The organism is Halobellus inordinatus, assembly GCF_024498335.1.
GTDB classification, from domain to species: Archaea; Halobacteriota; Halobacteria; order Halobacteriales; family Haloferacaceae; genus Haloquadratum; species Haloquadratum inordinatus.
Window position 1 is genome coordinate 1,746,115 of the sequence record NZ_CP101825.1, and the last position, 22,844, is coordinate 1,768,958.

The following is a 22,844-nucleotide window of genomic DNA, read 5'->3' on the forward strand; positions in this document are numbered from 1 at the left end:
TCAGTCCCGCCCCCGCCTCGTGTCGCGCGAATCGTCGCCGGACGCCGGCGTCGACGCCGAGTCGGGAACTTCCTCGACGTCCTCGATTCGACCGTCGCGGACGTGGACGATCCGTTCGGCGTGCTCGGCGATCCGCCGGGAGTGACTCACCAGCATAATCGTGTTCCCGCGGTCGTGGATCTCGCCCAGGAGCCGCATAATCTCCGCGCCGGTTTCGGTGTCGACGTTCCCGGTCGGTTCGTCGGCGAGTAGGATGGACGGCTCGGGCGCGAGCGCCCGGGCGATGGCGACCCGCTGGCGCTGCCCGCCGGAGAGTTCGTTCGGCCTGTGGTCGTACCGCGCGCCGAGGCCCACGTCGTCGAGGACCGTCCGCGCCCGATCGAGCCGGTCGTCCCGGTCCCAACCGTCGAAGACGAGCGGCAGCGCGACGTTCTCGACGGCGGTGAGACGCGGCATCAGATTGAACGTCTGGAAGATGAATCCGATGTCAGTGCCTCGCTTCTCGGCGCGGCGGGACTCAGAGACTGCGCCCAGGTCGTCGTCTGCGACGCGAACGCGACCCTCGTCCGCCGTGTCGAGTCCGCCGACGAGGTTGAGAAGCGTCGACTTGCCGGACCCGCTCGGCCCCATCACTGCAGTGTAGGAGCCGGAATCCAGCGACAGCGACACGTCGTCGAGCGCCGTCACGGTCCCGCCGAGTTGGTATCGTTTCGTCACACCCGCTAACTCCACGAGCGGCGTCGGCGTACGCTCGCTTGCTTCCGAGGGGGGTGATTCGTCGGCTCCGGCGGCCCCAGTGGCCGGCGAATCGTTCGACACAGGACTCACTACGAGCGGTTGGGTTCGAACGGTGAAAAACTCACGGCTGTCCGCGGTATGAGGGACGCCGTGTCGTCCAATCTGCCGGAACAGCACATAATGGCGCCGGCCGCAGCGCATTTACAGACGAAGTCCTTATCGCTGATAATGGTGGGAACTGACGGCGAGGACAGAGGCGGCATCGGAATCGGAGTCGTCCTCGGGGTGGTCGCTCTCTTGGGCGTTGCGACGATAGCCGGGATGGCGGTCACCGACGTCGGTGCGCCTTCCGGAGCGGAGATTCTCGACGACGCGGAGCAGCGATACGAGAGCGCCGAGACCGTCGTCGGCGCGGCGACCGTAACCGCGACGAACGAGACGGCGACGCGAACGTACGGGGTCTCGTTCACCGTCGCCGAGGAGAACCGATCTCGCGTGTCGATTTCGAGCGACAATCGGACGGTCGTTCTCGGAACGAACGGCAGCGTCGGCTGGATCCACGACGAGCGAACGGGCGTGACCCGGATCGTCTCGAATGCGTCGATGCCGGCCGACGGGGCGATGCACGACTCGGACGCGATGCACGGGACGGAGTATGCGCTCAACGAGAGTCAGAAGCAGGCGTGGCAGGACGCGAGCGAGCGGGCTCGCACCGTGATGTATGATTGGACCGAGGAGAACATGACCGCGACTCGGACGGGCCGTGAGACCGTGGACGGAACCGACGCCTGGGTCGTCGAAGTGACGTCCGAAAACGAGAGCCGCACGGGCACCGTCACCAACTGGATCGCCGTCGACTCCTCGAAGGTTCTCAAACAGGAGCTCAGCGGCGAACACGGCAGCGTGACGATTACCTACTCCGAGACGCGGTTCGACATCAGCGTCGCCGACAGCACGTTCCAGCCGCCGGGCGCGGAACTGCCGGCCGGCGCGGAGATCGACTCCTTCGACGCGCTCCAGAACGCGACCGACGTGACCGTCCCCGAAGTCACCGACTCGGCGTACGAATTCAGTGAGGGCGCCGTGTTGAACTACGGCGGCGAGACGGCCGTCGCCCGCTACGTGGGTCCCGACAACGTGACGGTCTTCGCCAGCAACACGGAGACGCTCCCGTACGCGAGCGGTGAAGCGACCGAAACTGAGATCGGTGGCGTGAGCGCGAACGCGACCGAGATGGACGGCCGCGTCGCGGTGACGTGGGAGACCGACGGCGACACGGTCGCCCTCGTGACTGACTCCGACCGCGAGACGGCGATCGAACTCGCGGAGTCGCTCCTCGCACAGACGACCGCCTCCTGATCCGCGCGCGAATCGACCCCGCCCCGGCGAGCGCAGCGTCGCTCGCCGGACTCCGCGCCCTTTATCTCGAAGCCGCGGACACGAGGTACGTATGGCATCTGGCGGACGTGAGCGGACAGCGACGTTTCGGGGACTCCTCGAACTCACTCGTCCCGGCAACGCCGTCGCCGCGGGCGTTCTCACGTTCACCGGGGCGTTCGTCGCCTCGGGGTTCGGCTCGGGGCCGGTCGCCGTCGTCGCTGCCGTGCTCGCGACCGTCTTCGCGACGGGCGCCGGAAACGCGATCAACGACTACTTCGATCGGGAGATCGACCGGATCAACCGGCCGGACAGACCGATCCCTCGCGGCGCGGTGTCGCCCCGCGGCGCGCTCGTCTTCAGCGTCGTGTTGTTCCTCGGTGCGGTCGTGGCTGCACTCGTACTCCCGCTGGCGGCGATCGCGATCGCGGTCGCGAATCTCCTTGCGCTGCTCGCGTACACGGAACTGTTCAAGGGGCTTCCCGGCGTCGGCAACGTCGTCGTCGCGTACCTGACCGGCTCGACGTTCCTCTTCGGTGCCGCGGCAGTCGGTCGACTCGGCGATCCGGCGGCACTCGTGTTGTTCGCGCTCGCCGCGCTGGCGACGCTGACGCGAGAGATCGTCAAGGACGTAGAGGACATCGCAGGCGATAGAGAGGAGGGACTTCGGACGCTCCCCATCGTCGTCGGCGAACCGACGGCACTCCGAATCGGGGCCGTCGTCTTGCTCGTCGCTGTGGCGGCGAGCGCGCTCCCGTACGTGATGGGAACGTTCGGACTCGTGTATCTGCTCTTGGTCGTCCCCGCGGACGGCGTGATGCTCGCCGCGTTGCGGCAGTCCTTCGATCGCCCGTCGATCGCCCAGCAGCGACTGAAGCGGGGAATGTTTCTCGCGACTGCGGCGTTCGTCGCCGGCCGAGTAGCTGAGACCGGTCTCGTGTTCTAAAACCCCATCAAACTAGCGCTACCTCCTGATAATCTGGTGTACAGCGCCGGTTCATTCGGACGGCGATTGCCGTACCGCACACCGGAGCAATCAAAAAGAATATTATCTGCACCCGATATGGTCTACTCGTCTAATGACTCCCGGCGAGTCGACCCATCGGACGATCAACACCTTCCTTGTAGCTAGCGGCTCGACGCCGAGGAGATCAGATGTATGACCTCGGCCCGGACCTCGATGCAGAGGTCCCCCCGGGAACGAACATCCTGGTGAGCGGTCCACCTCTCTCGGGGAAACGATCGCTCTGTCTCGACATCCTCGCGTCGGGCACGGAGAAAGGCGAGGGAGCGATCATCGTCACTACCAAGGACGGCGCCGACCGCGTGCTCAGAGACTTCGAGACGCGGATCGCGTACGAGGACCGCCCGGTGGCCGTCGTAGACTGTGTCACGCGCCAGCAGGGCGTCGGCGACATTCGCGACGACGACCGGATCAAATACACCTCCTCACCCGTCGATATGACCGGGATCGGGATCAAACTCTCCGAGTTCCTCCAGGCGTTCTATCAGGATCAGGGTATCCAGCAGAACCGCGTGATGCTGCACTCGCTATCGACGCTTCTGATGTATGCGGACCTCCAGACGGTGTTCCGATTCCTGCACGTCTTCACCGGCCGCATCCAGAGCGTCGACGGCCTCGGCGTGTTCGCCATCGACGCGAGCGCCCACGACGACCAGACGATGAACACGCTGAAGCAGTTGTTCGACGGCATCGTCACCACTCAAGAGGACGGACCGCCGTCGGTTCGGCTGGCGGGCGACTGAGCCGACCACGACGATCACGGCAGACGTTTTATCCCGGTCGCGTCTCTCCTCCACGTATGCCTATCAGCGACGACGACGGACTGCGATCGGTACTGGCTCACGAGACGGTCGCCGTAGTCGGGTGCTCGACGACGCCTGGAAAGGCCGCCCACGACATCCCGGCGTATCTCCAGCGGCACGGGTATCACGTCGTGCCGGTCAATCCCTTCGCCGACGAGATCCTCGGCGAAACCGCCTACGACTCGCTCGCGGACGTTCCAGAGTCGATCGACGTCGACGTCGTCAACGTCTTCCGGCCGAGCGACGAGGCCGGCGACATCGTCGACGCGGCGATCGAGCGCAACAACGTCGTCGGCGACGTCGACGTAGTGTGGCTCCAACTCGACATCACCGACGACGAGGCGGGCGAGCGGGCCTGCGACGCCGGCCTCGACTTCGTCCAGGACAAGTGTATGAAAGTCGAGCACGCACGGCTCGTCGACTGACCGCGGAGAATTGCTTCCCGCCCCTGTTCGGCGTCAGCCGCTATTTGGACGACGCAGAGCCGCTCTCGGTCGTCTCAGAGGCGGACTCGCTCTCGGTCGTCTCCGACGTCGACTCGCCTTCGCCCGTCTCCGAGGCAGCCTCCTCGTCGGTCTGCTCTGCTTCGGCGATGTGTGCTTCGGCGGTGACGCTCTCGACGTCGATCCCCTCCTCCTCGGCGAGGGCGTCGAGCAGCGCGCGCATCTCCGCGGCCTCGCGTTCGAGGCGGTCGACGCGGTCGCTGGTCTCCTGGGTCGTCTCACGCATCTGGACGACCTGATCGCGGAGGTCGTTCAGGCGCGTGTAGACGTCCTCGGCCATCTCTGTCACCTTCTGGAGCTTCTTCGCCGTGCCTCCTAGTCCCATACGGCCCTCTGTGCGCCCCGGCTTTGTGTGCGTTCCGGCTTCGTCTGCGGAGCGGCGTCCCTCCAGCGCAGACCGTCTCACGGCGCCGGCGGGCTCAGAGGCTGTCGGCGTCGACGCGGCCGACGAGCCGACGCAGACCGACGTAGATCGCGACGGAGACGGCAACGGCGACCCCGACAGCGGCCACTTCTGCACGCCCGGCGCTCCCGATTGCGAGCCGTGAGGCAGCGTTGACTGGCCCGTTTGGCAAGAGCGTCGTCCCGCCGAAGACGAACAGCACCCCGACGGAGTAGAGGAACTGGGCGGCCCGCCGTTCGGGCGCGAGCAACGCGATCGCCGCCCCGAGTCCACAGATCAGAAGCGCCATCGCAGCGACGAGCGCGAGGAGCGCGGGCACGTTCTGCACGCTCGTGCCGTTGAGTTCGAGGAGGCCGATCCACAGCGCGGCCTGCACCGGCGCGAGACCGGCGGCCGCGAGCAGTTTCCCGTCGACGACGTCGGAGAGCGAGACGGGTGCAACGCGGAGCAGTTCGAGCGTGCCGCGGTCGATCTCCTCGGTCAGAGAGTCGACGGCGACTGACCCGGAGATGAACACCGGGAGGAAGAGCAACAGCGGCAGCAGGATGGTGTAGGTGAAGCTAAAGTACGGGCTGGAGGTCGCTTCCGGCGGCAGTTCGAGGGGGAGCGAGTCCAGATACGCAGCCCGGTCAGTACGCTCGGCGCGCTCGAACGAGCGGACCACGTCGCGCAGCTGGACGACGACGATGGTCGTCTGGACGTTCGAGTCGGGCGCGACGGCCCTGACGAACACCCGCTGATCCCGCGTCTCCGCGACGAGGACGGCGTCGATGCCGGTCGCCCGATACTCCTGGAAGGCCCGCATCGCCGTCTCCTCGGAGCGGTAGAACTGTGCGTCGACGCCGCGCACCTCCTGTGACGCCCGGATCAGGTCCTCGGCGGCGTCGCCGGTGACCGCGACGTCTACCTCGTAGCCGTCGACCTGACCCGGATCGTACAGCGAGACGAGCCCCACGACGAGGAACGAGGAGAACGCCGCGATGAACAACTGGAGCGCGAGCGCGAGCACGATCGTCTTCTCCTTTCGGAGGCTCCCCAGTTCGCGGCGCGCGATCGTCAGCCGCGGGTCGGTGCGATCACCCAAGGCGGCTCACCACCGTGAGATTGTAGGCCGTGTGAACGAGCACGCTGCCGACGAAGGCGGCCGCATACCAGCGGACGTCCCGCCGCGCGCCGAGCGCGGTCAGTCCCGCGGTGACGACGTGGAGCACGAGCGGCGCGAACAGCAGTCCCGCCGCCGAGAACACGCCGATGCCCGAGGGCGCGAATGCGGCCTGTCCGAGCGCCAGCTCGGGGAGCCCGACCACCTGCGCGACCGCGGTGAACTTCTCGCCGACGAAGAACCCGAGGCCGGAGAGCGCGCCGAGGACGAGCGCGACGCGTCGCGTTCGCGGGAACGTGTCGCTCTCGAAGACCGCGTAGACGTGCAGACTCTTGGCGAGTTCCTCGACGAGTGCGACGACCACGAGGAGGAGGGGCACAGTGAGCGAGACCGGTAGGGCGAAAAGCACCGCGATCGCGAGCAGTTCCGCGACGAAGACGAACGGAATCGACAGCCCCGAGAGGACAGCGACGTCCCGCGGGCGCGACACCTGCGCGTCGAGCGCGTCGAGGAATTTCAGCGGGACGGGACGCTGGGTGAACAGGTCTTCTTCTCTGTAGATGCCGACGCCGAGCAGGAACAACACGCCGGCACAGAGGACGAACGGTCCCGTCGCGAAGAGGAACGCGCCCGGTGTCACCGACTCCAGCGGCTGGAGATCCTGGACCACGACCGTCAGCGGCGAGATGAGCGCAATCGGCGTGACGTTCGCGAAGATCGCGGGCACGAACGTGTACGCGGTCAGGAACACCGACACCGTGACCGTGACGAACGTGAGTTCCTTGAACGAACGCGCGAACATCGCGCCGGCGAACGTCGCCGCGAGAAACACCAACGCGATGGGTATCACGGCCGCGACGGCGACGACGCTGCCGCCGACGCCTAACGCGACGAGCGCCGTCAGCGCGAGCATCGCGGCGAGATACGGGAGGGTCTTGCCGGCGACGATGTCGCCCGGCGAGATGGGGGCGACGAGCAGGAGTTCGCCGCGGCGGTTGATCCGCTCGTTGAGCATCGTGCTCCCGTAGGCCTGCACCACGAAGTTCATCGGAACCAGAAAGGCGAACGCCAAGACGAGCGAGCCGAAGGGGAAGGGCGGTTGGATCTCCGCCGGCGACCCGGAGCTTCCGCCGCCGAGCGGATTGATTCCACTCAGCGCGGGGACGCCGAGCGGGCCGCCAGATCCAGTCGACGCGGCTGTCTCCTCGTCGTCTGTGGTGCCGTCAGAGCCGGTCTCCGCGCCGTCGGTCGCGCCGCCCGCACCGCCGTCGGCTCCGCTTCCGATCCCACTTCCGGATCCGCCATCGTCGTCAGCGACGGCAGCGTCCGGGATCCCCGCCGAGCGCGAGACGTACTGGAGGACGACGACGACCGGGAACGCCGCCGAGCCGTTCTCCTGAGAGCGCATCAGGCCGACGTTGTACGCGCGGACTGCAGACCGAAGTTCCGAAAGCGCGGCGCGTCCCTTCGGCGTGTCGGCGGCGCGGAATTGTCCCTCTCGCACGAGGACGTCGACGTCGCCGTCGCGGAGCGCGTCCGGATCCGGGGGGCGCGCGTCGAGTGCGACGCTCCGCTCGACGGGCTCTCGATACGGGCTGTCCTGGTCGACGCCGACACGGTAGATGTCGCGGTCGAGCGCGACCCCACCGGCGAACGCGCCGGCCCCGAGGATCGTTCCCGCGAGTACGAGCGCGAGCACGCCGAGCACCGCCGTTCGACGGTCGACGATCCCCGCCGAGCGTTCGACCTCCCAGCGGGCGATCCGGACGACCGCCGCGACGCGTTCGCGCAGCGAGCGCGTCACTGCCGGCGACCCCCCTCGGGGTCGGTCTGGATGGCGTCGGCGTCGACGTCGGAAGGTGCTCGCCCGTCGCTCTCTCCCCGCGCTCGCGTGCCGCTCGCTTTCGGCTCTCGGCCCTGCCCCTCGGCCGCGGCGGGCGGCGTCTCGCGGGCGAGGTCGAGGAAGATGTCTTCGAGGCTCTGCTCTCGCGTGCGGATGTCGACGACCTCGCCTCCGGCCGCGGTGGCCCGCTCCCGGACCGTCTCGACGGCGTCCATATCGGGGACGACGGTGCGGTAGCGCTCCGTCCCCGATTCCGACCGTCGGTCGGGCGTCGCGCCGTCGACTGAGACAGTGGTGAACACGTGGTAGTCGGTGCTCCCGTGGGCCGCGCGGATTTCGGGGACGGTCCCGCGGGCGATGATCTCTCCCCGATTCATAATCACCACCCGGTCGCAGACGCTCTCGACGTGATAGAGGTTGTGCGCGCTGAAGAGGACGGTCTTGCCCTGATCGGCGAGTTCGCGAGTGAACTCCAGCACGTAGTTCGTCGTCAGCGGGTCCAGCCCCGAGGCGGGCTCGTCGTAGATGAGGAGGTCGGGATCGTTGACCAGCGAACGGGCGATCGCGACCTTCCGCTTCATCCCCTTCGACATATCGCCTAAGCGCCGCTCGCGGTGTTCGAGTTCGAGGCGGTCGAGCGTCGATTCGGTTCGCTCCGTCGCCGCCTCGCGCGGGACGTCGTAGAGGTCGGCGAAGAACTGCAGATACGACCGCGGCGTCATATCCTCGTACAGCGGTGATTCCTCCGGGAGGAAGCCGAGGTTCCGACGCATCTCCGGGTCGCCGGCGTCGCGACCGGCGACCTCGGCAGTCCCACTCGTGGGCTCGACGAGCCCGGCGAGCATCTTCAGCGTCGTCGTCTTGCCCGCGCCGTTCGGGCCGACGACGCCGAATATTTCTCCCGTCTCGACCTCGAAGTCGCTGCCGACGACGGCGGGAAAGTCACCGTACGTCTTCCGCAGCCCTTCGACCCGTATCATCGCCATTGTCGAGCGCCACGGAGGCTCCCAAAATAAAACCCGTCGGCGAGTGGCCCATTCGACCGCATCACTGCGGGGAAGAAGGCGAGATCACGGGAGCCCCAGCATATCGAGCGTGTTGGTGTGCTGACGGAAATACTCAAGTTGCCGACTGCGGAGATACTACTCGACGGAGGCAAGTGTGAACGAGGATGGGGAGTCTGAAGGGGGGGAGCGAGAACCGATCGGCAGCGACGCCGCCGAACCGGACGCGACCGACGAGGCTCCTGGTGTGTTCAGCGGGACGATCGGTCCCGACGGGCTCGATCGTGAGGCAGGCGAGAACAGTGCAGCGGGCGAGGGTGGAGACGAGGGAGAAGACGACGGCGGCCTCGACATTCCGCTCCCGTGGAACACCATTCCGAGCGACGACGATGCGGACGGGACAGACGACGACGCCGATTCGGCCGGTGAATCGACCGCCGAAGACGAAGGCGGCGGTGAGAGACGCGAGACAGCCGCCGATCCCGACTGCTTCCAGGATCTTCACTTCGTCGGGCCGAAGACCGCGGCTCTGCTCCGGGATTCGGAGATTTCGCTCACGGACTTTCTCGAGAAGCGCATCGCCTACCGCGATCTAACGGCGGCGGGCGTCAACCCGGGCGTCGCCGCCAAGATTCGCCGTGAGCACTCCCTCTCGTGGTCGCTCGATGGCGGCGGTACCGACCTCGGTCGGCGCTCCTCGCAGGTGCGCGGCCTCGACGACGACGAACGCGCCTGGATCGCCGCCTCCTCTGGGTGGTCGGACGACGAAGCCGAGACCGACGGGTCTGGCGACGGAACAGCGGGCGAAGCGGCCTGGCGTGAACAGACGGCGAGCGGAAACGACACCGTAGATCGGGCAACCGACCGCAGCGCCGCCGACGGTTCCTCCGCCACGGACGGTGAGGCGGCGTGGCGGGCCGGCGGAAGCGACGACCTGCTGGATTCGGACGACGGAGGCTCGGAAAACACGGCCGATACGGGCGGAGACGGGTCGTCGGCAGCGCGAGATGCGGAGTCTGCCTGGCGGCGACAGAGCGCGCCGACGCCGCTAACCGCGGTCGACGGTCTCGACGAGGAGGCAGCGGCGACCCTTCATCGGGCAGGCATCGGCTCGGTCCGCCGGCTCACGACTGCCGACCTCGAAAGCGTCGCCGACGCGCTCGACGTCGACCGCGAACGGGTCGAATCCTGGTACCGACTCGCGCGCGAACACGAGTCCTGACGAGCACCCTGAGGAAACCGCCACCTGACGAGTTATTTACTCGCCGAGTAAATATAGTCCGAGTTTCGAGATGGCCGTCAAAGCCATTTTGAGAGACTTTATCGTGGTTCTGCGGTCGAATCGGGTTCGTCTGCAGTAACAAAGATTTTATGGCTTTTGTAACCGCACACTGAACTACCGATTCCGCTGTCCCCGGAATGAGTGATCCGATGGCTACGAGAGACAATCCTGCGCCGACCGAACCCGAATCGACCAGCGCCACCATCGACGCCGTCCTCGACGTCGTCGCGCGCTCTGCACCGGACGTCCGCAGCGGCCTCCCCGGCCGCCGCGTCGCCATCGAGGGCGAGAATCCCTCCGGAGAGTCCCAAAAAGCGGCCGACGTGTACGCCGACGAACTCTTCCTCGATCGGATCGGCTCGATCTCTAACGTCGGCGTGTACGCCAGCGAGGAGCGCGCCGAGGGCATCGACGTCGGCAGCGGCCTCTCCGTCTGCGTCGACCCGCTCGACGGCTCGTCGAACCTCGAACCCAACGCCGCGATGGGGACGATCGTCGCGATCTACGACGGTCCCCTGCCGGCGAGCGGCGACGACATCGTCGCCGCCGCGTACGTGCTCTACGGTGCGACAACGACGATGATCGTCGCCCGTGAGGACAGCGTCACCGAGTACGTCATCCACCAGGACGGCGAGTACGAGGTCGCTCGCGAGGACGTGACGCTCCCGGAAGATCCGACGGTCTACGGATTCGGCGGGCGCGTCCCCCACTGGGTCGAGGCGTTCCAGTCGTTCGTCGACGACATCGAGTCAGACCCGTCAATGAAACTCCGCTACGGCGGTGCGATGATCGGCGACGTGAATCAGGTGCTCACCTACGGCGGGATCTTCGGCTACCCGACGCTGACGAACGCCCCAGAGGGCAAACTACGGGTCCAGTTCGAGGGCTATCCGGTCGGCTACATCGTCGAAACCGCCGGCGGTGCGACCTCCGACGGTCACCAGTCGCTGCTCGACGTCGAGAAGGACGACCTCCACGCCCGGACACCGGTCTACGTTGGCAACGAGGAACTAATCGACGATCTCGAATCCGCTTTTTCGGATCACGAGTAACTCGCTCTGGATATAGATACTCTAGACAACACGTCGTTATTCTTTATCTCTTTCTTAGTGTATTAGAGCGCTGTAAACTCAACTCTTGGAGCCTCTGTAGCGCTTTCCAGTTTTTAGTATAATAAAATGTAGTATAGAGGATTAGTAGTAGGTTACCAGGAATCTTCGAACAGATTCCGGTACGCGTCGATCCGATCTTCGCTGGGCGGCGACGTCGCAAGCGTCACCACGAGCATCAACGCGATCTGAAGGACCAGGAGGGGGATGACCGGAAGGAAACCGAAGGTGAGACTTCCCGGCAGCAGACCCAACTGGAACCCCCAGATCCCGGCGAAGCCGACCGCGAGCCCGAGGGCCGAGGCTTCTTTCGTCACGCGTCCGGAGTAGAACGACGAGACAATCGGGAAGAACATCAGCGCGTAGCCGCTGAACGCGAAGATCGTCGTATCGATGATCGATTCCCGCGTGAGAAGCGCCGCGACGTAGGCGATCGCGAGGATGAGGACGATAAAGATCCGCGTGGCGAAGACCTCAGCGCGGTCGGTAATGTCGACGAACGGCCGGAGGATGTCCTCGGTGAGCATCGTCGCCAGCGTGAGCACCTGGCCGTCGAGCGTAGACATCAGTGCCGCGAGGATCCCCGCCAGCGCGAGGCCGACCAGCCACGTCGGGAAGTTCGCCTGAATCAGCGCCGGGAGGATGAAGTCGGGGTTGTCGATGTTCGGGAACTGCCCGACGCCCCAGAATCCGAGCATCACCGCCGGGCCCCACGTCAGCATCAACGCGATTGGGTAGACGACGGCAGTCCGCTGGAGTTTGCGACTGGAGCGGCCGGTCATATACCGGATGAACAGGTGCGGGAGGATGAACGTCTCAATCGAGACCAAGACCGCGACCGACACGTAACTCTTCCACTGCAGCGGCGGGAGATCCGCGCGGTTCAAGAGCGCTGGATTGACTTCGAGCGCGGCGCTGGTCGCCGCTCGGAAGCCGCCGAGTTGCTGCGGGATGACGAGCGCGAATCCGACGAGCGCGACGACGAAGATCGCACCCTGGAAGGCGTTCGTCCACCCTGTTCCGCGCATCCCGCCGGTTGAGACGTACGCCAAGACGACGAGCGTGATGATCAGGCCGCCAGCCCAGTACGGGACGAATCCGTCGGTGAGTGACTGGAACGCGATGCCGCCGCCCTGGATGCCGACGAGCAGGTACGGCACCGTCCAGAACGTGAAAAGCAACATCGCGAACAGGCCGAGATACTTCGACTCGAAGCGGTGATTCAACACCTGTGCTGGCGTGATGTGGCCGAAACGCTTCCCGATGAGCCAGATGCGGTGACCGATCGTCATCATCAACAGCGGGAAGGTGAACACAAGGAGGCCGATGAAGTAGCCGTAGGCGTTGGGGCCGATGTTGTAAGCCAGCCCTGGCGCGCCGATCATCACGACGGCGGACATATTCGTCGCGAACAGTGCGGCCAGGAGGACAATCGTGCCGAACGAGCGACTCGCCATCAGGTACTCCTCGCGGGACCCGCCCGTTCGACTGGACGCGTACTGCCCGACCCCGAGGACGAGAGTCAGGTATCCGACGATGATGGCGAGGATCAACGTGATGTCGGAGGTGAGTGCAACCATCGTCGTCACCTACTGATTGGGATCCATCGGGTTGTCGTTCGGCGTGCTCACGTCGTCGCGCTCCTCTCCCTTCGGGGCAACCGTGTACACCCAGTACAGGAGGATCACCGCGAGGACGGTGTACGCCAGATCGAAGGCCAACTGAACGGGCAGCCAGCCGAACAGCAGTCCAGCGTCCATCAGTCCGAGCACTGACGAGTGGTGCAGAATCACCATTCCAACGAGCATTACGACGATTGCCGCATTCCGCGGCGTATTCGGATACCACACGCTATCTTTGAACATACGCCTTCTGACATTCCAATACTCAAACATAATAAGCGTTCCTCCGATTACAAGTCGGTACGAATCGGGGGGCGAGGTAGAGCCGTTACGTGAGCACGTGCGCTGTCTCGTAGTGCGTCCGGAACGCGAACCAGAGCCCGTGGCGGCCGGGGATACGGGCGCGCGTCTCGCCGTCGTCGGATCGGAGCTCGTTGCGCGTCAGTTCCCAGCGGGTCCCGTCCACACCGACGAGGGCGACGCCATCTCCATCTTCGACGCGTTCGACCGACGTCAACGGCGCTTCGTAGACAGCGACGTCGTCTGTAGCATCCAGGAGGGCGACGACGTCGCGACCGGCGACCTCGGCTTCCAGGACGCCCCCGTCACGCTCACGCAGGTCGTCGATCGGGACGACCCACACCTCGTCGGGGTCGTCGTCGGTGATCCCGTAGACCGACGCCTTCTCCGGAAGCGGCCCGTCCTCGCGGCGCACGCCGGGTTGGACGATCTCCTCGCGGTTCCAGTAGTGCTCGAAGAAGTCGATGTTGCCGTCGTAGTGCGAGTAGTCGTAGCCGTAGCCCGTCTCGATGTCGAGCGCGAGCGTGTCGGGGTACTGCTCTTTCCAATCGCCCCACTCGGTCTGTGTGACGGCGAACTGATTCAGGAAGCGATCGGGGTCCTCGGCGAGCATCTCTCCGCCGATCGGCGTGCCGGCGTGCTGGTCCCACAGCGTCTCGGTCTCCTCGTCGTACATCACCTTGTTACCGGATGCCAGCATCCCAGTGCTGCCGAACGTTCGGACTCTCTTCTCGCCGTCGACCTCGACCCGTCGGTCGTAGAGGATCGGCGCGTTACAGAGCGTGCAGTACGTGAGACTCACCGGCACGCCGTCGAGTTCGGCGTTCAGCAGTTCGTGCGGGAACAGGACCCAGCGCGGCACGGCGTACGGCGTACCCTCGATCTCGAAACCGAACACGACGTGGTCGTCGTCGAGATAGCGTTCGGGAGTGTCGTCCTGCTGGTCCGTGCTGTCGCCGCTCGCGTCGGTCTCCACCGCATCGCCGGGGACGAACGATGGGGCGTTCAGCGCGGCGAGGAACGAGCGATCGCAGTTACCCCAGCGGATTCCCTGTAGATCGAACTCACGCGGCTCACAATCGAGGAGGCCACCGACCGGCGGGAGATACGATCGATAGAGCCGGAGTTTCCACTCGTCGAACCCCGCCAGCGGGTCGATCTCCTGCTGGGAGTACCACGACTCCCACTCGACCCACGCGTGCTCGGAGTCGAAATTCGGTTCGGCGAGCGTCGCGAGGGCGTCGCGAACGCCCGGCCACCGAACTTCGGGGAGTTCGAGGTAGCGCGGTGGGTCCCGATCGCGGAGCACCGCGGGAAAGCCGAACCGCTCCCAGTTGTTCGCGATGCCGTCGATGACGAGAACTTCGAGGAGGTGGGGGACGACTCGCTCGTCGCCCTCCTCGGCGAGCGCGTCGATGGCGGCAGCGTGCGCGTCGGCGTCGCGATCGAGTAACTGATCGACCAGTTCTTGCAACCGCTCGGTGGAAGGCTCGGATGACTGTGTCACGGTACCATACCGAATGTCGCTACCGTGTGAAAACAGTATCTATGGCGGTTGTCCGTGATAGAGAGCGTCACGAGAAGCGTTCACGGTGTGCCGACAACGGCGGGTATAAGTGATAGTTACCCTCAGTAGTACGCATATGTCTGACCGCGACAGCGATGCCGTTCCCGACGGCGGTGTAGCCACCGCCGACCCGGCGAGAGACGCCCGTTCGAACTACCAGTACGTCTCCGAGGAGGTCGAACGGCCGGATCTGGTCGACGCGCTCTCGAAACGCGTCGACGGTGAAGTCCGCTTCGACACCTACACTCGGCAGATGTACGCCACCGACGCCAGCGCGTTCGAGGTGACGCCTATCGGCGTCGTCTTCCCGACTTCGACCGACGACGTCGCGAGCGTCGTCTCCTACTGCGCCAAAGAGGAGATTCCGGTGCTCCCCCGCGGCGGCGGGACGAGCCTCGCCGGCCAGACGGTCAACGAGGCCGTCGTCCTCGACTTCTCGCGCCATATGGACGCCGTGTACGACGTCGACCCCGACGCGCGAGAGGCGCACGTTCAGTCTGGGGCCATCCTCGCGACGCTCAACGATCAGGCGGCCGAGTACGGCCTGACGTTCGGCCCCGACCCGGCGGCCGGTAACCGGAGCGCCATCGGCGGCGCGATCGGCAACAACTCCACCGGCGCGCACTCGCTCGTCTACGAGAAGACCGATCACTACGTCGAGGAAGTCGAGGTCGTCCTCTCGGACGGCACTGTCACGACCTTCGGTGAGGTCAGCGTCGACGAATTACGCGAGCGGGCCGACCCCGACGGCGACGCCGAGGCGAAGATCGCCGCCGGGGTGATCGAGGTCCTCGACGAACAGGCCGAGGAGATCCACAAGCGCTACCCCGAGATGAAGCGGAACGTCTCGGGCTACAACCTCGACCGCCTGCTCGCCGAAGCCGAGGGCGAATACGGCGAGGAGGGCGTCGTCAACCTCGCGCGCCTGCTCGCCGGCTCCGAAGGGACGCTCGCGGTCGTCACCGAGGCGACCGTCTCGCTGGAACCGCTTCCGGAGACGAAGTCGGTCGCGCTCTTGACGTACGACAGCGTCGTCGACACCGTCAGCGATGTCGTGCACGTGCTGGAGCACGATCCCGCGGCGGTCGAGCTCATCGACGACGTACTCATCGGGCTGGCCTCGAACACGACGGAGTTCGCCGACGTCGCCGGGAAACTCCCCGACCGGACGGAGGCCGCACTCCTCGTGGAGTTCTACGCCGAAGACGACGAGGACGGCCGCGAGAAGGTTCGGAAGCTCCTCGAAGACCGCGTACCCGGTCGCGGCGACAGCGACGACGCGACGGATACCGACGCCGAACGATTCGCGTTCGACGCGCTAGAGGCCCACGAGAAGGCAGACCGGAAGGAACTCTGGAAGCTCCGGAAGTCCGGCCTCCCGATCCTGCTGGGACGCACCAGCGACGCGAAACACATCAGCTTCCTCGAAGACTGCGCCGTTCCGCCGGAGCACCTCCCGAGGTTCGTCACCGAGTTCCAGTCGGTCCTCGAAGAGCACGACACCTTCGCGTCGTTCTACGCCCACGCCGGCCCCGGCGTCCTGCACGTCCGCCCGCTCGTCAACACGAAGTCGCAGGCGGATCTGGACGCGATGCAGGCCATCGGCGAGGCCGTGACCGACCTCGTCGTCGAACTCGGTGGCTCGGTCTCCGGCGAGCACGGCGACGGCCGCGCGCGAACCCAGTGGAACCGGAAGCTCTACGGCGATCAGCTCTGGGACGCGTTCCAGGATCTCAAGACCGCGTTCGACCCCGACTGGCTGCTCAACCCCGGCCAGGTCTGCGGCGACGTCTCGCTCACCGAGAACCTCCGGTTCGATCCCGAGTACGAGTTCGACGCCGGCTTCGACTCGGCGCTGGAGTGGGACAACGAGAACGGAATGCAGGGGATGGTCGAACTCTGTCACGGCTGCGGTGGCTGCCGCACCCAGCAGACCGAGGGCGGCGTGATGTGTCCGACCTACCGCGCGGCCGACGAGGAGATTACCGCCACGCGCGGCCGAGCGAATATGCTCCGGCAGGCGATGAGCGGCGACCTCCCGGACGACCCGACCGACGAGGAGTTCGTCACCGAGGTGATGGACCTCTGTATCGGCTGTAAGGGCTGTGCGAACGACTGTCCGAGCGAGGTCGACCTCGCGAAGCTCAAAGCCGAGGTGACTCACGCCTACCACGAGGAACACGGCTCCTCGCTGCGCTCGAAGATGTTCGCCAACTTCGACGTCTTAGCGAAACTCGGGAGCACGTTCGCACCCGTCTCGAACTGGGCGTCGAAGGTGCCCGGCGCGCGCGCCGTGATGGAACAGACCATCGGCATCGCGAGCGACCGCACGCTCCCCACGTTCGAGCGCGAGACGGTCCAGAAGTGGTTCAAAAAGCGCGGTGGATCCCGGGTCACCGCCGACGAGGCCGACCGCCACGTCCTCCTGATCCCGGACACGTACACGAACTACAGTCACCCCGACGTCGGGAAGGCGTCCGTGGAAGTGCTCGAAGCCGCGGGCGTCCACGTCGAAGTCGCAGACGTCACCGACGTGGGGCGGCCGGCGTTCTCGAAGGGCTTCCTCGACGTCGCCCGCGAGACGGCGGCGGAGACGGTCGACGCGCTCGTCCCGCGGATCGAGAACGGGTGGGACGTCGTCGTCCCCGAACCCTCCGACGCGGTGATGCTGCAGTCAGACTACGGCGACCTGCTCTCGGGCAGCGACGTCGAGACGGTACAGGCGAACAGTTACGGCGTCTGTGAGTACCTCGACACGTATCGACTCGACGAGCAGATCGACTTCGACGCCCCCGACCGCTCGATCGCGTACCACGGCCACTGTCACCAGAAGGCGACGAAGAAGGACCACCACGCGGTCGGCGTGCTCCGGCGGGCGGGCTACCGCGTGGATCCGCTGGACTCGGGCTGCTGTGGGATGGCCGGGACGTTCGGCTACGAGTCCGAACACCGCGCGATGAGCGAGGCGATCGGCGAGACGCTCAAGGGCCAAGTCGACGACAGCGAGGCGGAATCGGTCGTCGCGCCCGGCGCGTCCTGCCGGACGCAACTCAACGATCTCGGGGCGAGTGCCGACCCGGCCTTGTTCCCCGGTCACGACGGAAGCCACGACGAGCCGCCGACGCCGATCGAGGCGCTCGCGGCCGGACTGGCCGGTCGGTAGCCGGTCAGAGGCGGTAGCCGGAACACGATTCGTCGCGGCCGCGGTCGCGGGCGTTCTCGTCCGGTGCGATTGCAGTTACAGTTGCGGACTCGTTTTCGGAGCCGTCCCCCGGTAGAACAGCCCCGCACCGAGGAGCGTCAGCCCGCCGACGGTAAGCAACGGGACGACGTACCCGTTCGTCACTCCCAAGAGGAGGTTCAGCCCGATCGGGACGAGGAAGGCGGTCGCCGCTTCGGCGACCGTGAACACCCCGACGATGGCGGTCGCGTTCGCCGGGCCGAACCGCTCGATGATGATCGGCGAGAACAGCGGCGCGATCGCTCCGAGTCCGATCCCGAACGTCACGAGCAGCACGTACATCAGCGGTTTCGTGCCCGTCCACGGGAGGACGACCATCCCGGCCGCCGCGAGGAGCGTTCCGACGGCCAGCGTCACCCGCATCCCGATGCGATCGGCGAACTCACCGCTGGCGACGCGGGCGACGACGCTGACGCCGCCCACGATGCCGAACGCGGTGGCGGCGACCGCTCGGGAGATCCCGCCCGTGGTGAGAATGCCCACGAGGTCCGCCGAGAGGAGGAAGTACCAACTCCACAGGAGCGCGAAGCCGACGAGGCTGGACACGAATCGGCCGTCGGTCAGGTTCGACCGGAGCCACGCGACGTCGACCGGTGCGGTACCCTGCGCGCGGAGTTCCGGCGGCCGGCGGTAGACGACGGCGGCGACGAGAATTACGAGTACCGTCGCGCCCCCGACGACGACGAACGCCTCCCGGATGCCCGTCCGTTCGAGCAACCACACCCAGACCGGCGGCAACACGAAAATCCCGAGGCCGTTGCCTGCCATCGTGATCCCCATTGCGCGGCCCTCGTACTGCTCGAACCACTGCGGCACGAGCGAGATGACGATCACGAACATCGTGCCTCCCGCCGTCCCCAATAGCCCGAATACGACCGCGAGTCCGAGATACGACGACGAGATCTGCAAGAGTCCGATCGCGACGCCGAAGACCGCGCCGGCCGTGGCGACGACCGGGCGAAGCGGCACGCGCGCGATCAGGATCCCGATCGTCCCGCCCGCGATGTAGAACGCCGCCGTCGTGATCGAAAAGATGGACGAGAGCCGGAGACTCGACAGTCCGAACGCGTTGCCGAGTGCCTGTGAGTAGACAGTAAACGTGAAGATCACGCCCCAGACGAGCACGAGTACGAGTAGTCCGAGCGCCGCAATGATCCAACTAGTCACCGAATCGAACGCGGAGTCGTGTTCGTCGTTCATCGCTGGGACCTATCGCATCCCGATCGCGGGCGTCGCTGCGGAGTCGCCGGACAGCGACCGCGAATCGAGGGCTCTGGCGTAAGAACCCTCCAGTGTCTCTTATTATTTTCCCATACAGATGTGTGTCCCAAATGGCGTGACAGATTCGACACGTCGTCTCACCAGTCGGTACGAGAATTCGACAGTGTAGCCCGACGACAGCCGGTAAAAACGGCTATCTGACCAAACTTTCATTAGTGAATCCCGAGACTCTAGGAGTATGGCACTCGAAGGCCAGTCAGGATACAGTATCGACGACGACTGGAGTCAACTCTATATCGGCGGCGAGTGGGTCGACGCTGAGAGCGGCGAGACGCTCGAAGTCGAGGACCCCTCGACGCGCGAGGTCGTCACGGAGGTCCCCCGCGCCACCGAGGCGGACGTCGACGCCGCCTACGAAGCCGCGGCGGAGGCCCAGTCCGAATGGGCCCAGACGCCGCCGGCCGAGCGCGAACAGCTCATCCACAGCCTTCAGCAGGTGATGGCAGAGCACAAAGAGGAGATCGTCGAGCTCTACACCACCGAAGCGGGTGCGATGCAAGGTGTATCGGACACCGGGTTCGAGCTCACGCAGGACCAGATCGGTGAGGCCGCGACGCTTCCGCGCCGGATGAAAGGCGAGCACGCCGCCTCGAACATCCCCGGCAAGGAGAACATCGTCGAGCGCGAGGCGAAGGGCGTCGTCACGGTCATCTCGCCGTGGAACTTCCCGCTGAACCTCTCCGCGCGCGCGGTCGTCCCCGCCGTCGCGGCCGGTAACACGGTCGTCCTCAAGCCGGCGACGAACACCCCGGTCATCGGCGGACTGCTGTTCGCGCGCCTGTTCGAGGAGGCCGGCTTCCCCGAGGGCGTCGTCAACGTCGTCACCGGCAAGGGCTCCGAAATCGGCGACCGCGTCGCCGGCCACGAGGAGAGCGACGTCGTCGCGTTCACCGGTTCGACCGAGGTCGGTCGCCGGGTCGCCGCCACCGCGGCGGAGAACCTCGCCGTCCCGGCGATGGAACTCGGCGGCAACAACGCCCACATCGTCACCGACGAGGCCGACGTCGACGCCGCGGTCGACGCCGGCGTCTTCGGGTCGTTCATCCACCAGGGGCAGGTCTGCATCTCCATCAACCGCCACCTCGTCCACGAGGACGTCTACGACGAGTACGTCGAGAAGCTAACCGAGCGCGCCTCCCAGCTCCCGGCCGGGAGCGCTCACGAGCACGTCGTCGTCGGCCCCATCATCGACGAGTCCCAGCGCGACGAGATGCTCGACTACGTCGAGCGGACGGTCGAAGCGGGCGCGACGCTCGAAACCGGCGGCGACGTCGTCGAAATCGACGGCGTCGAGGACTCGCTGGTCGTCGAGCCGACGGTGCTCTCGGACGCGACGAACGATATGGCGGCCGCCTGCAACGAGCACTTCGGCCCCATCGCCCCCGTGATTCCGTTCTCGGACGTCGACGAGGCGATCGAACTCGCAAACGACACCGAGTACGGCCTCTCCGGCTCGGTCCACGCCGGCGACGTCGGCGCGGGCAAGCGCATCGCGAACCAGCTCGAGACGGGAATGGTCCACGTCAACGACCAGCCCGTCAACGACGAGGCGCACGTCCCGTTCAGCGGGACGGGCGCGTCGGGCATCGGCGGCTACAACAGCGAGGACTTCCTCGACGAGGTCACCGAGAAGAAGTGGATCTCGCTGCAGCACGAGCCGCGCGAGTTCCCGTTCTAAGATGATCGAAGACGCGGTGTGCATCGTTGCCGGCGGCGGCAACGGCCTCGGCGAGCAGGCGGCATACGAACTCGCAGACCACGGCGCGCGCGTCGTGGTCAACGACCTCGGCACTGAGGTCGACGGGACAGGCAGCGACCCGTCCGTCCCCGAGGGCGTCGCCGCCGAGATCCGCGAGCGCGGCGGAACCGCGATGGCCCACCACGGCGACGTGAGCGACTTCGCGTACGCGGAGACGCTCATCGCGGACACCGTCGCGGAGTACGGCCGCGTCGACTTCGTCTGTAACTTCGCGGGCATTCTCCGGGACGGGCTCAGCTACAAGCTCTCGCCGGAGGACTGGACGGCCGTCATCGAGAACAACCTCACCGGCCAGTTTGCACCGCTCCGCGCCGCCGCCGCCCACTGGCGCGAGGCGAACAAGGCCGCCGGCGACGACGGCTTCGACCGACAGCGCTCGTATCTCGCGGTCAGCGCCGGGGCGGCCCGCGGCAGCCTCGGGCAGGCCAACTACGCTGCGGCGAAAGCAGGGATCCTCGGGATGGTTCGCTCAGTTTCGACTGAACTGGTCCGCTCGGACGTCCGGGTCAACGCCCTGATTCCGAACGGCTACACGCGGATGACCGAGACGGTGCCCGAAGAGCACCGCCCCTACACCGAGGCGGAGATGCCGCCCGAGAAGGTCGCACCGCTCGTCGCGTTCCTGGCCAGCGAGCACGCCGAAGACCTCACGGGGTGTACGCTGTACGCCGGGGGCGACCGCGTCGGCGTCTTCTCGGACCCGGCGATGGAGGCCGTCGGTGTCAATCCCGAAGGGTGGACGCTCGATTCACTCGTCGAGCACTTCCGCGAGGACGTCGCCGCGGACATCGAGTTGGCGCGGACCGACAGCTACCTGTGAGAACGCCGGCGTTCGGCCCGCTATTCCCGTAAGTGCGGGCGCGTCGGCACCGACGCCGCTCTCTAGCCACCGCCGCTCGGAGAGGCGAAAGGCATCTTTTATCACTGATTCCGACGATGAATTGCGTATGCGCTTCGTCCGCTACGACGACGATAAACTCGGACTGCTTACAGACGATGGAGAGGGCGTCATCGACCTCTCGGACCGGCTCGGTCTCGAGGGCGACGAGCCGCTCGTCGAGTATATGGAGGGCGACTACGACGCCTCCGAGTACGAAGACGAAGACCCCGACTACGACGTCGAAGACGTCGAGATCGGCTCGCCCGTCGGCCGCCCGGGCAAGGTCATCGCCGCGCCGCTGAACTACGAGAACCACATCGAGGAGGCCATCTCCGACAAGGACATCACCACCGAAGAGTGGTTCTCGATCAAGGACAAGGGCTACTTCCTGAAAGCGCCCTCCAGCGTCGTCGGCCCCGACCACGGCATCGAACTGCCGTTCAACGACCGTCGGACGGACCACGAGATCGAACTCGCGTTCGTAATGGGTGAGGAGGCGAAAGACGTCTCCGCCGAGGAAGCGTGGGACCACATCTTCGGATACACGATCCTGCTCGACATCTCGCTGCGCGGCGACCAGGACCGCTCGAACCGCAAGTCCTACGACACGTTCACCGTCATCGGTCCGTGCGTCGTCACGGCCGACGAGATCGACGACCCCCAGGACCTCCAGATGGAGCTCCAGCTCAACGGCGAGCGCCGCCAGTACGAGAACACCGGCGATATGGTCTACACGTGCGCGGACGTCGTTCAGTACGCCTCCCTCGGCGCGACGCTTGAAGTCGGCGACGTCATCACGACGGGCACACCCGAAGGCGTGAGCGAACTCCACGACGGCGACACCATCGACGCCGAAATCGAAGACGTCGGCTCGATGACCGTCGACGTCACCGGTCGCGACGTCAGCTACGCCGAAGCCGACGTCCAGAAGGGCGGACAGGAGTAACTCCCTCGCGCCGCTCGCCGCGGCGACGTTCGAACCGTTCTTCGTTTTTTCCAGGCACGG

General features: G+C 66.1%; 19 protein-coding genes. 10 read left to right on the forward strand and 9 right to left on the reverse strand.

Translation table 11 applies throughout. The features are described from left to right. Positions 1-732 (reverse strand): ABC transporter ATP-binding protein, encoded by a 732-nt coding sequence (locus tag NO362_RS09040; protein WP_369335102.1) that lies wholly within the window; start codon positions 730-732, stop codon positions 1-3. A gap of 234 nt (positions 733-966) precedes the next feature. Between NO362_RS09040 and NO362_RS09045 the strand changes: the two genes are divergently transcribed. The 4 genes from NO362_RS09045 to NO362_RS09060 all read left to right on the forward strand — a co-directional run bounded on the left by NO362_RS09045 (position 967) and on the right by NO362_RS09060 (position 4,367). Then, positions 967-2,097: a LolA family protein gene (locus tag NO362_RS09045; RefSeq protein WP_256544970.1), complete on the forward strand. Its 1,131-nt coding sequence runs from the start codon at positions 967-969 to the stop codon at positions 2,095-2,097. Between the two features lie 91 nt (positions 2,098-2,188). Beyond that, positions 2,189-3,061, forward strand: a complete 873-nt coding sequence (locus NO362_RS09050; RefSeq protein WP_256544971.1) for a geranylgeranylglycerol-phosphate geranylgeranyltransferase — start codon at positions 2,189-2,191, stop codon at positions 3,059-3,061. A 209-nt stretch (positions 3,062-3,270) separates the two neighbouring features. Then, on the forward strand, positions 3,271-3,882 hold the full coding sequence (locus NO362_RS09055; RefSeq protein ID WP_256544972.1) for an RAD55 family ATPase: 612 nt from the start codon (positions 3,271-3,273) through the stop codon (positions 3,880-3,882). Positions 3,883-3,938: 56 nt separating this feature from the next. Beyond that, positions 3,939-4,367 (forward strand): CoA-binding protein, encoded by a 429-nt coding sequence (locus NO362_RS09060; protein ID WP_256544973.1) that lies wholly within the window; start codon positions 3,939-3,941, stop codon positions 4,365-4,367. Between the two features lie 40 nt (positions 4,368-4,407). Here NO362_RS09060 and NO362_RS09065 read toward each other — a convergent pair whose 3' ends face one another. The 4 genes from NO362_RS09065 to NO362_RS09080 all read right to left on the reverse strand — a co-directional run bounded on the left by NO362_RS09065 (position 4,408) and on the right by NO362_RS09080 (position 8,773). After that, on the reverse strand, positions 4,408-4,770 hold the full coding sequence (locus tag NO362_RS09065) for a DUF5798 family protein (RefSeq protein WP_256544974.1): 363 nt from the start codon (positions 4,768-4,770) through the stop codon (positions 4,408-4,410). Between the two features lie 94 nt (positions 4,771-4,864). Beyond that, positions 4,865-5,932, reverse strand: coding sequence for an ABC transporter permease (locus NO362_RS09070; RefSeq protein WP_256544975.1), 1,068 nt, complete (start codon positions 5,930-5,932; stop codon positions 4,865-4,867). After that, positions 5,925-7,754: an ABC transporter permease family protein gene (locus NO362_RS09075; RefSeq protein ID WP_256544976.1), complete on the reverse strand. Its 1,830-nt coding sequence runs from the start codon at positions 7,752-7,754 to the stop codon at positions 5,925-5,927. The genes NO362_RS09070 and NO362_RS09075 overlap by 8 nt, the downstream gene beginning before the upstream one ends. Next, positions 7,751-8,773, reverse strand: coding sequence for an ABC transporter ATP-binding protein (locus tag NO362_RS09080; protein WP_256546623.1), 1,023 nt, complete (start codon positions 8,771-8,773; stop codon positions 7,751-7,753). Before NO362_RS09080 ends, NO362_RS09075 begins: the two co-directional genes overlap by 4 nt. A 181-nt stretch (positions 8,774-8,954) precedes the next feature. Here NO362_RS09080 and NO362_RS09085 point away from each other — a divergent pair, with 181 nt between their 5' ends. Together NO362_RS09085 and NO362_RS09090 are read left to right on the forward strand one after the other, a co-directional pair. After that, entirely contained in the window at positions 8,955-10,019 is a 1,065-nt protein-coding gene (locus NO362_RS09085; protein WP_256544977.1) for a DUF7409 domain-containing protein, read from the forward strand. Between the two features lie 209 nt (positions 10,020-10,228). Further along, a complete protein-coding gene (locus NO362_RS09090; protein ID WP_256290644.1) occupies positions 10,229-11,131 on the forward strand; it encodes a class 1 fructose-bisphosphatase in 903 nt (300 codons plus the stop codon). A gap of 152 nt (positions 11,132-11,283) precedes the next feature. Here NO362_RS09090 and NO362_RS09095 read toward each other — a convergent pair whose 3' ends face one another. From NO362_RS09095 to NO362_RS09105, 3 genes are all read right to left on the reverse strand, one after another. Continuing rightward, the gene (locus NO362_RS09095; protein WP_256544978.1) at positions 11,284-12,768 is read right to left on the reverse strand and encodes a sodium:solute symporter family protein; all 1,485 of its coding nucleotides are present in this window, start codon (positions 12,766-12,768) and stop codon (positions 11,284-11,286) included. A gap of 9 nt (positions 12,769-12,777) precedes the next feature. Continuing rightward, positions 12,778-13,053, reverse strand: a complete 276-nt coding sequence (locus NO362_RS09100; protein WP_256544979.1) for a hypothetical protein — start codon at positions 13,051-13,053, stop codon at positions 12,778-12,780. Between the two features lie 85 nt (positions 13,054-13,138). Continuing rightward, positions 13,139-14,617: a DUF3179 domain-containing (seleno)protein gene (locus NO362_RS09105; protein WP_256544980.1), complete on the reverse strand. Its 1,479-nt coding sequence runs from the start codon at positions 14,615-14,617 to the stop codon at positions 13,139-13,141. A gap of 136 nt (positions 14,618-14,753) precedes the next feature. Between NO362_RS09105 and NO362_RS09110 the strand changes: the two genes are divergently transcribed. Then, entirely contained in the window at positions 14,754-17,840 is a 3,087-nt protein-coding gene (locus NO362_RS09110) for an FAD-binding and (Fe-S)-binding domain-containing protein (protein WP_256544981.1), read from the forward strand. A gap of 75 nt (positions 17,841-17,915) precedes the next feature. On the opposite strand, the gene NO362_RS09115 is transcribed toward NO362_RS09110, so the two are convergent. Further along, the gene (locus NO362_RS09115) at positions 17,916-19,118 is read right to left on the reverse strand and encodes an MFS transporter (protein WP_256544982.1); all 1,203 of its coding nucleotides are present in this window, start codon (positions 19,116-19,118) and stop codon (positions 17,916-17,918) included. Between the two features lie 259 nt (positions 19,119-19,377). On the opposite strand from NO362_RS09115, the gene NO362_RS09120 reads away from it, so the two are divergent. The 3 genes from NO362_RS09120 (at position 19,378) to NO362_RS09130 (ending at position 22,784) form a co-directional block, all read left to right on the forward strand. Then, positions 19,378-20,877, forward strand: a complete 1,500-nt coding sequence (locus NO362_RS09120; protein ID WP_256544983.1) for an aldehyde dehydrogenase family protein — start codon at positions 19,378-19,380, stop codon at positions 20,875-20,877. Position 20,878: 1 nt separating this feature from the next. Continuing rightward, positions 20,879-21,778 carry an SDR family oxidoreductase gene (locus NO362_RS09125; RefSeq protein ID WP_256544984.1) on the forward strand — a complete coding sequence of 300 codons (900 nt, stop codon included), beginning with the start codon at positions 20,879-20,881 and terminating at the stop codon, positions 21,776-21,778. 127 nt (positions 21,779-21,905) lie between these two features. Beyond that, on the forward strand, positions 21,906-22,784 hold the full coding sequence (locus tag NO362_RS09130; RefSeq protein WP_121570199.1) for a fumarylacetoacetate hydrolase family protein: 879 nt from the start codon (positions 21,906-21,908) through the stop codon (positions 22,782-22,784). Positions 22,785-22,844: the final 60 nt, after the last annotated feature.

Bases quoted from the DNA above. Each gene is read 5' to 3' on its own strand.
- NO362_RS09045 (WP_256544970.1), top strand. From the start codon at position 967: ATGGTGGGAACTGACGGCGAGGACAGAGGCGGCATCGGAATCGGAGTC.
- NO362_RS09050 (WP_256544971.1), top strand. From the start codon at position 2,189: ATGGCATCTGGCGGACGTGAGCGGACAGCGACGTTTCGGGGACTCCTC.
- NO362_RS09055 (WP_256544972.1), top strand. From the start codon at position 3,271: ATGTATGACCTCGGCCCGGACCTCGATGCAGAGGTCCCCCCGGGAACG.
- NO362_RS09060 (WP_256544973.1), top strand. From the start codon at position 3,939: ATGCCTATCAGCGACGACGACGGACTGCGATCGGTACTGGCTCACGAG.
- NO362_RS09065 (WP_256544974.1), bottom strand. From the start codon at position 4,770: ATGGGACTAGGAGGCACGGCGAAGAAGCTCCAGAAGGTGACAGAGATG.
- NO362_RS09080 (WP_256546623.1), bottom strand. From the start codon at position 8,773: ATGATACGGGTCGAAGGGCTGCGGAAGACGTACGGTGACTTTCCCGCC.
- NO362_RS09090 (WP_256290644.1), top strand. From the start codon at position 10,229: ATGGCTACGAGAGACAATCCTGCGCCGACCGAACCCGAATCGACCAGC.
- NO362_RS09095 (WP_256544978.1), bottom strand. From the start codon at position 12,768: ATGGTTGCACTCACCTCCGACATCACGTTGATCCTCGCCATCATCGTC.
- NO362_RS09100 (WP_256544979.1), bottom strand. From the start codon at position 13,053: ATGTTCAAAGATAGCGTGTGGTATCCGAATACGCCGCGGAATGCGGCA.
- NO362_RS09110 (WP_256544981.1), top strand. From the start codon at position 14,754: ATGTCTGACCGCGACAGCGATGCCGTTCCCGACGGCGGTGTAGCCACC.
- NO362_RS09115 (WP_256544982.1), bottom strand. From the start codon at position 19,118: ATGAACGACGAACACGACTCCGCGTTCGATTCGGTGACTAGTTGGATC.
- NO362_RS09120 (WP_256544983.1), top strand. From the start codon at position 19,378: ATGGCACTCGAAGGCCAGTCAGGATACAGTATCGACGACGACTGGAGT.
- NO362_RS09125 (WP_256544984.1), top strand. From the start codon at position 20,879: ATGATCGAAGACGCGGTGTGCATCGTTGCCGGCGGCGGCAACGGCCTC.
- NO362_RS09130 (WP_121570199.1), top strand. From the start codon at position 21,906: ATGCGCTTCGTCCGCTACGACGACGATAAACTCGGACTGCTTACAGAC.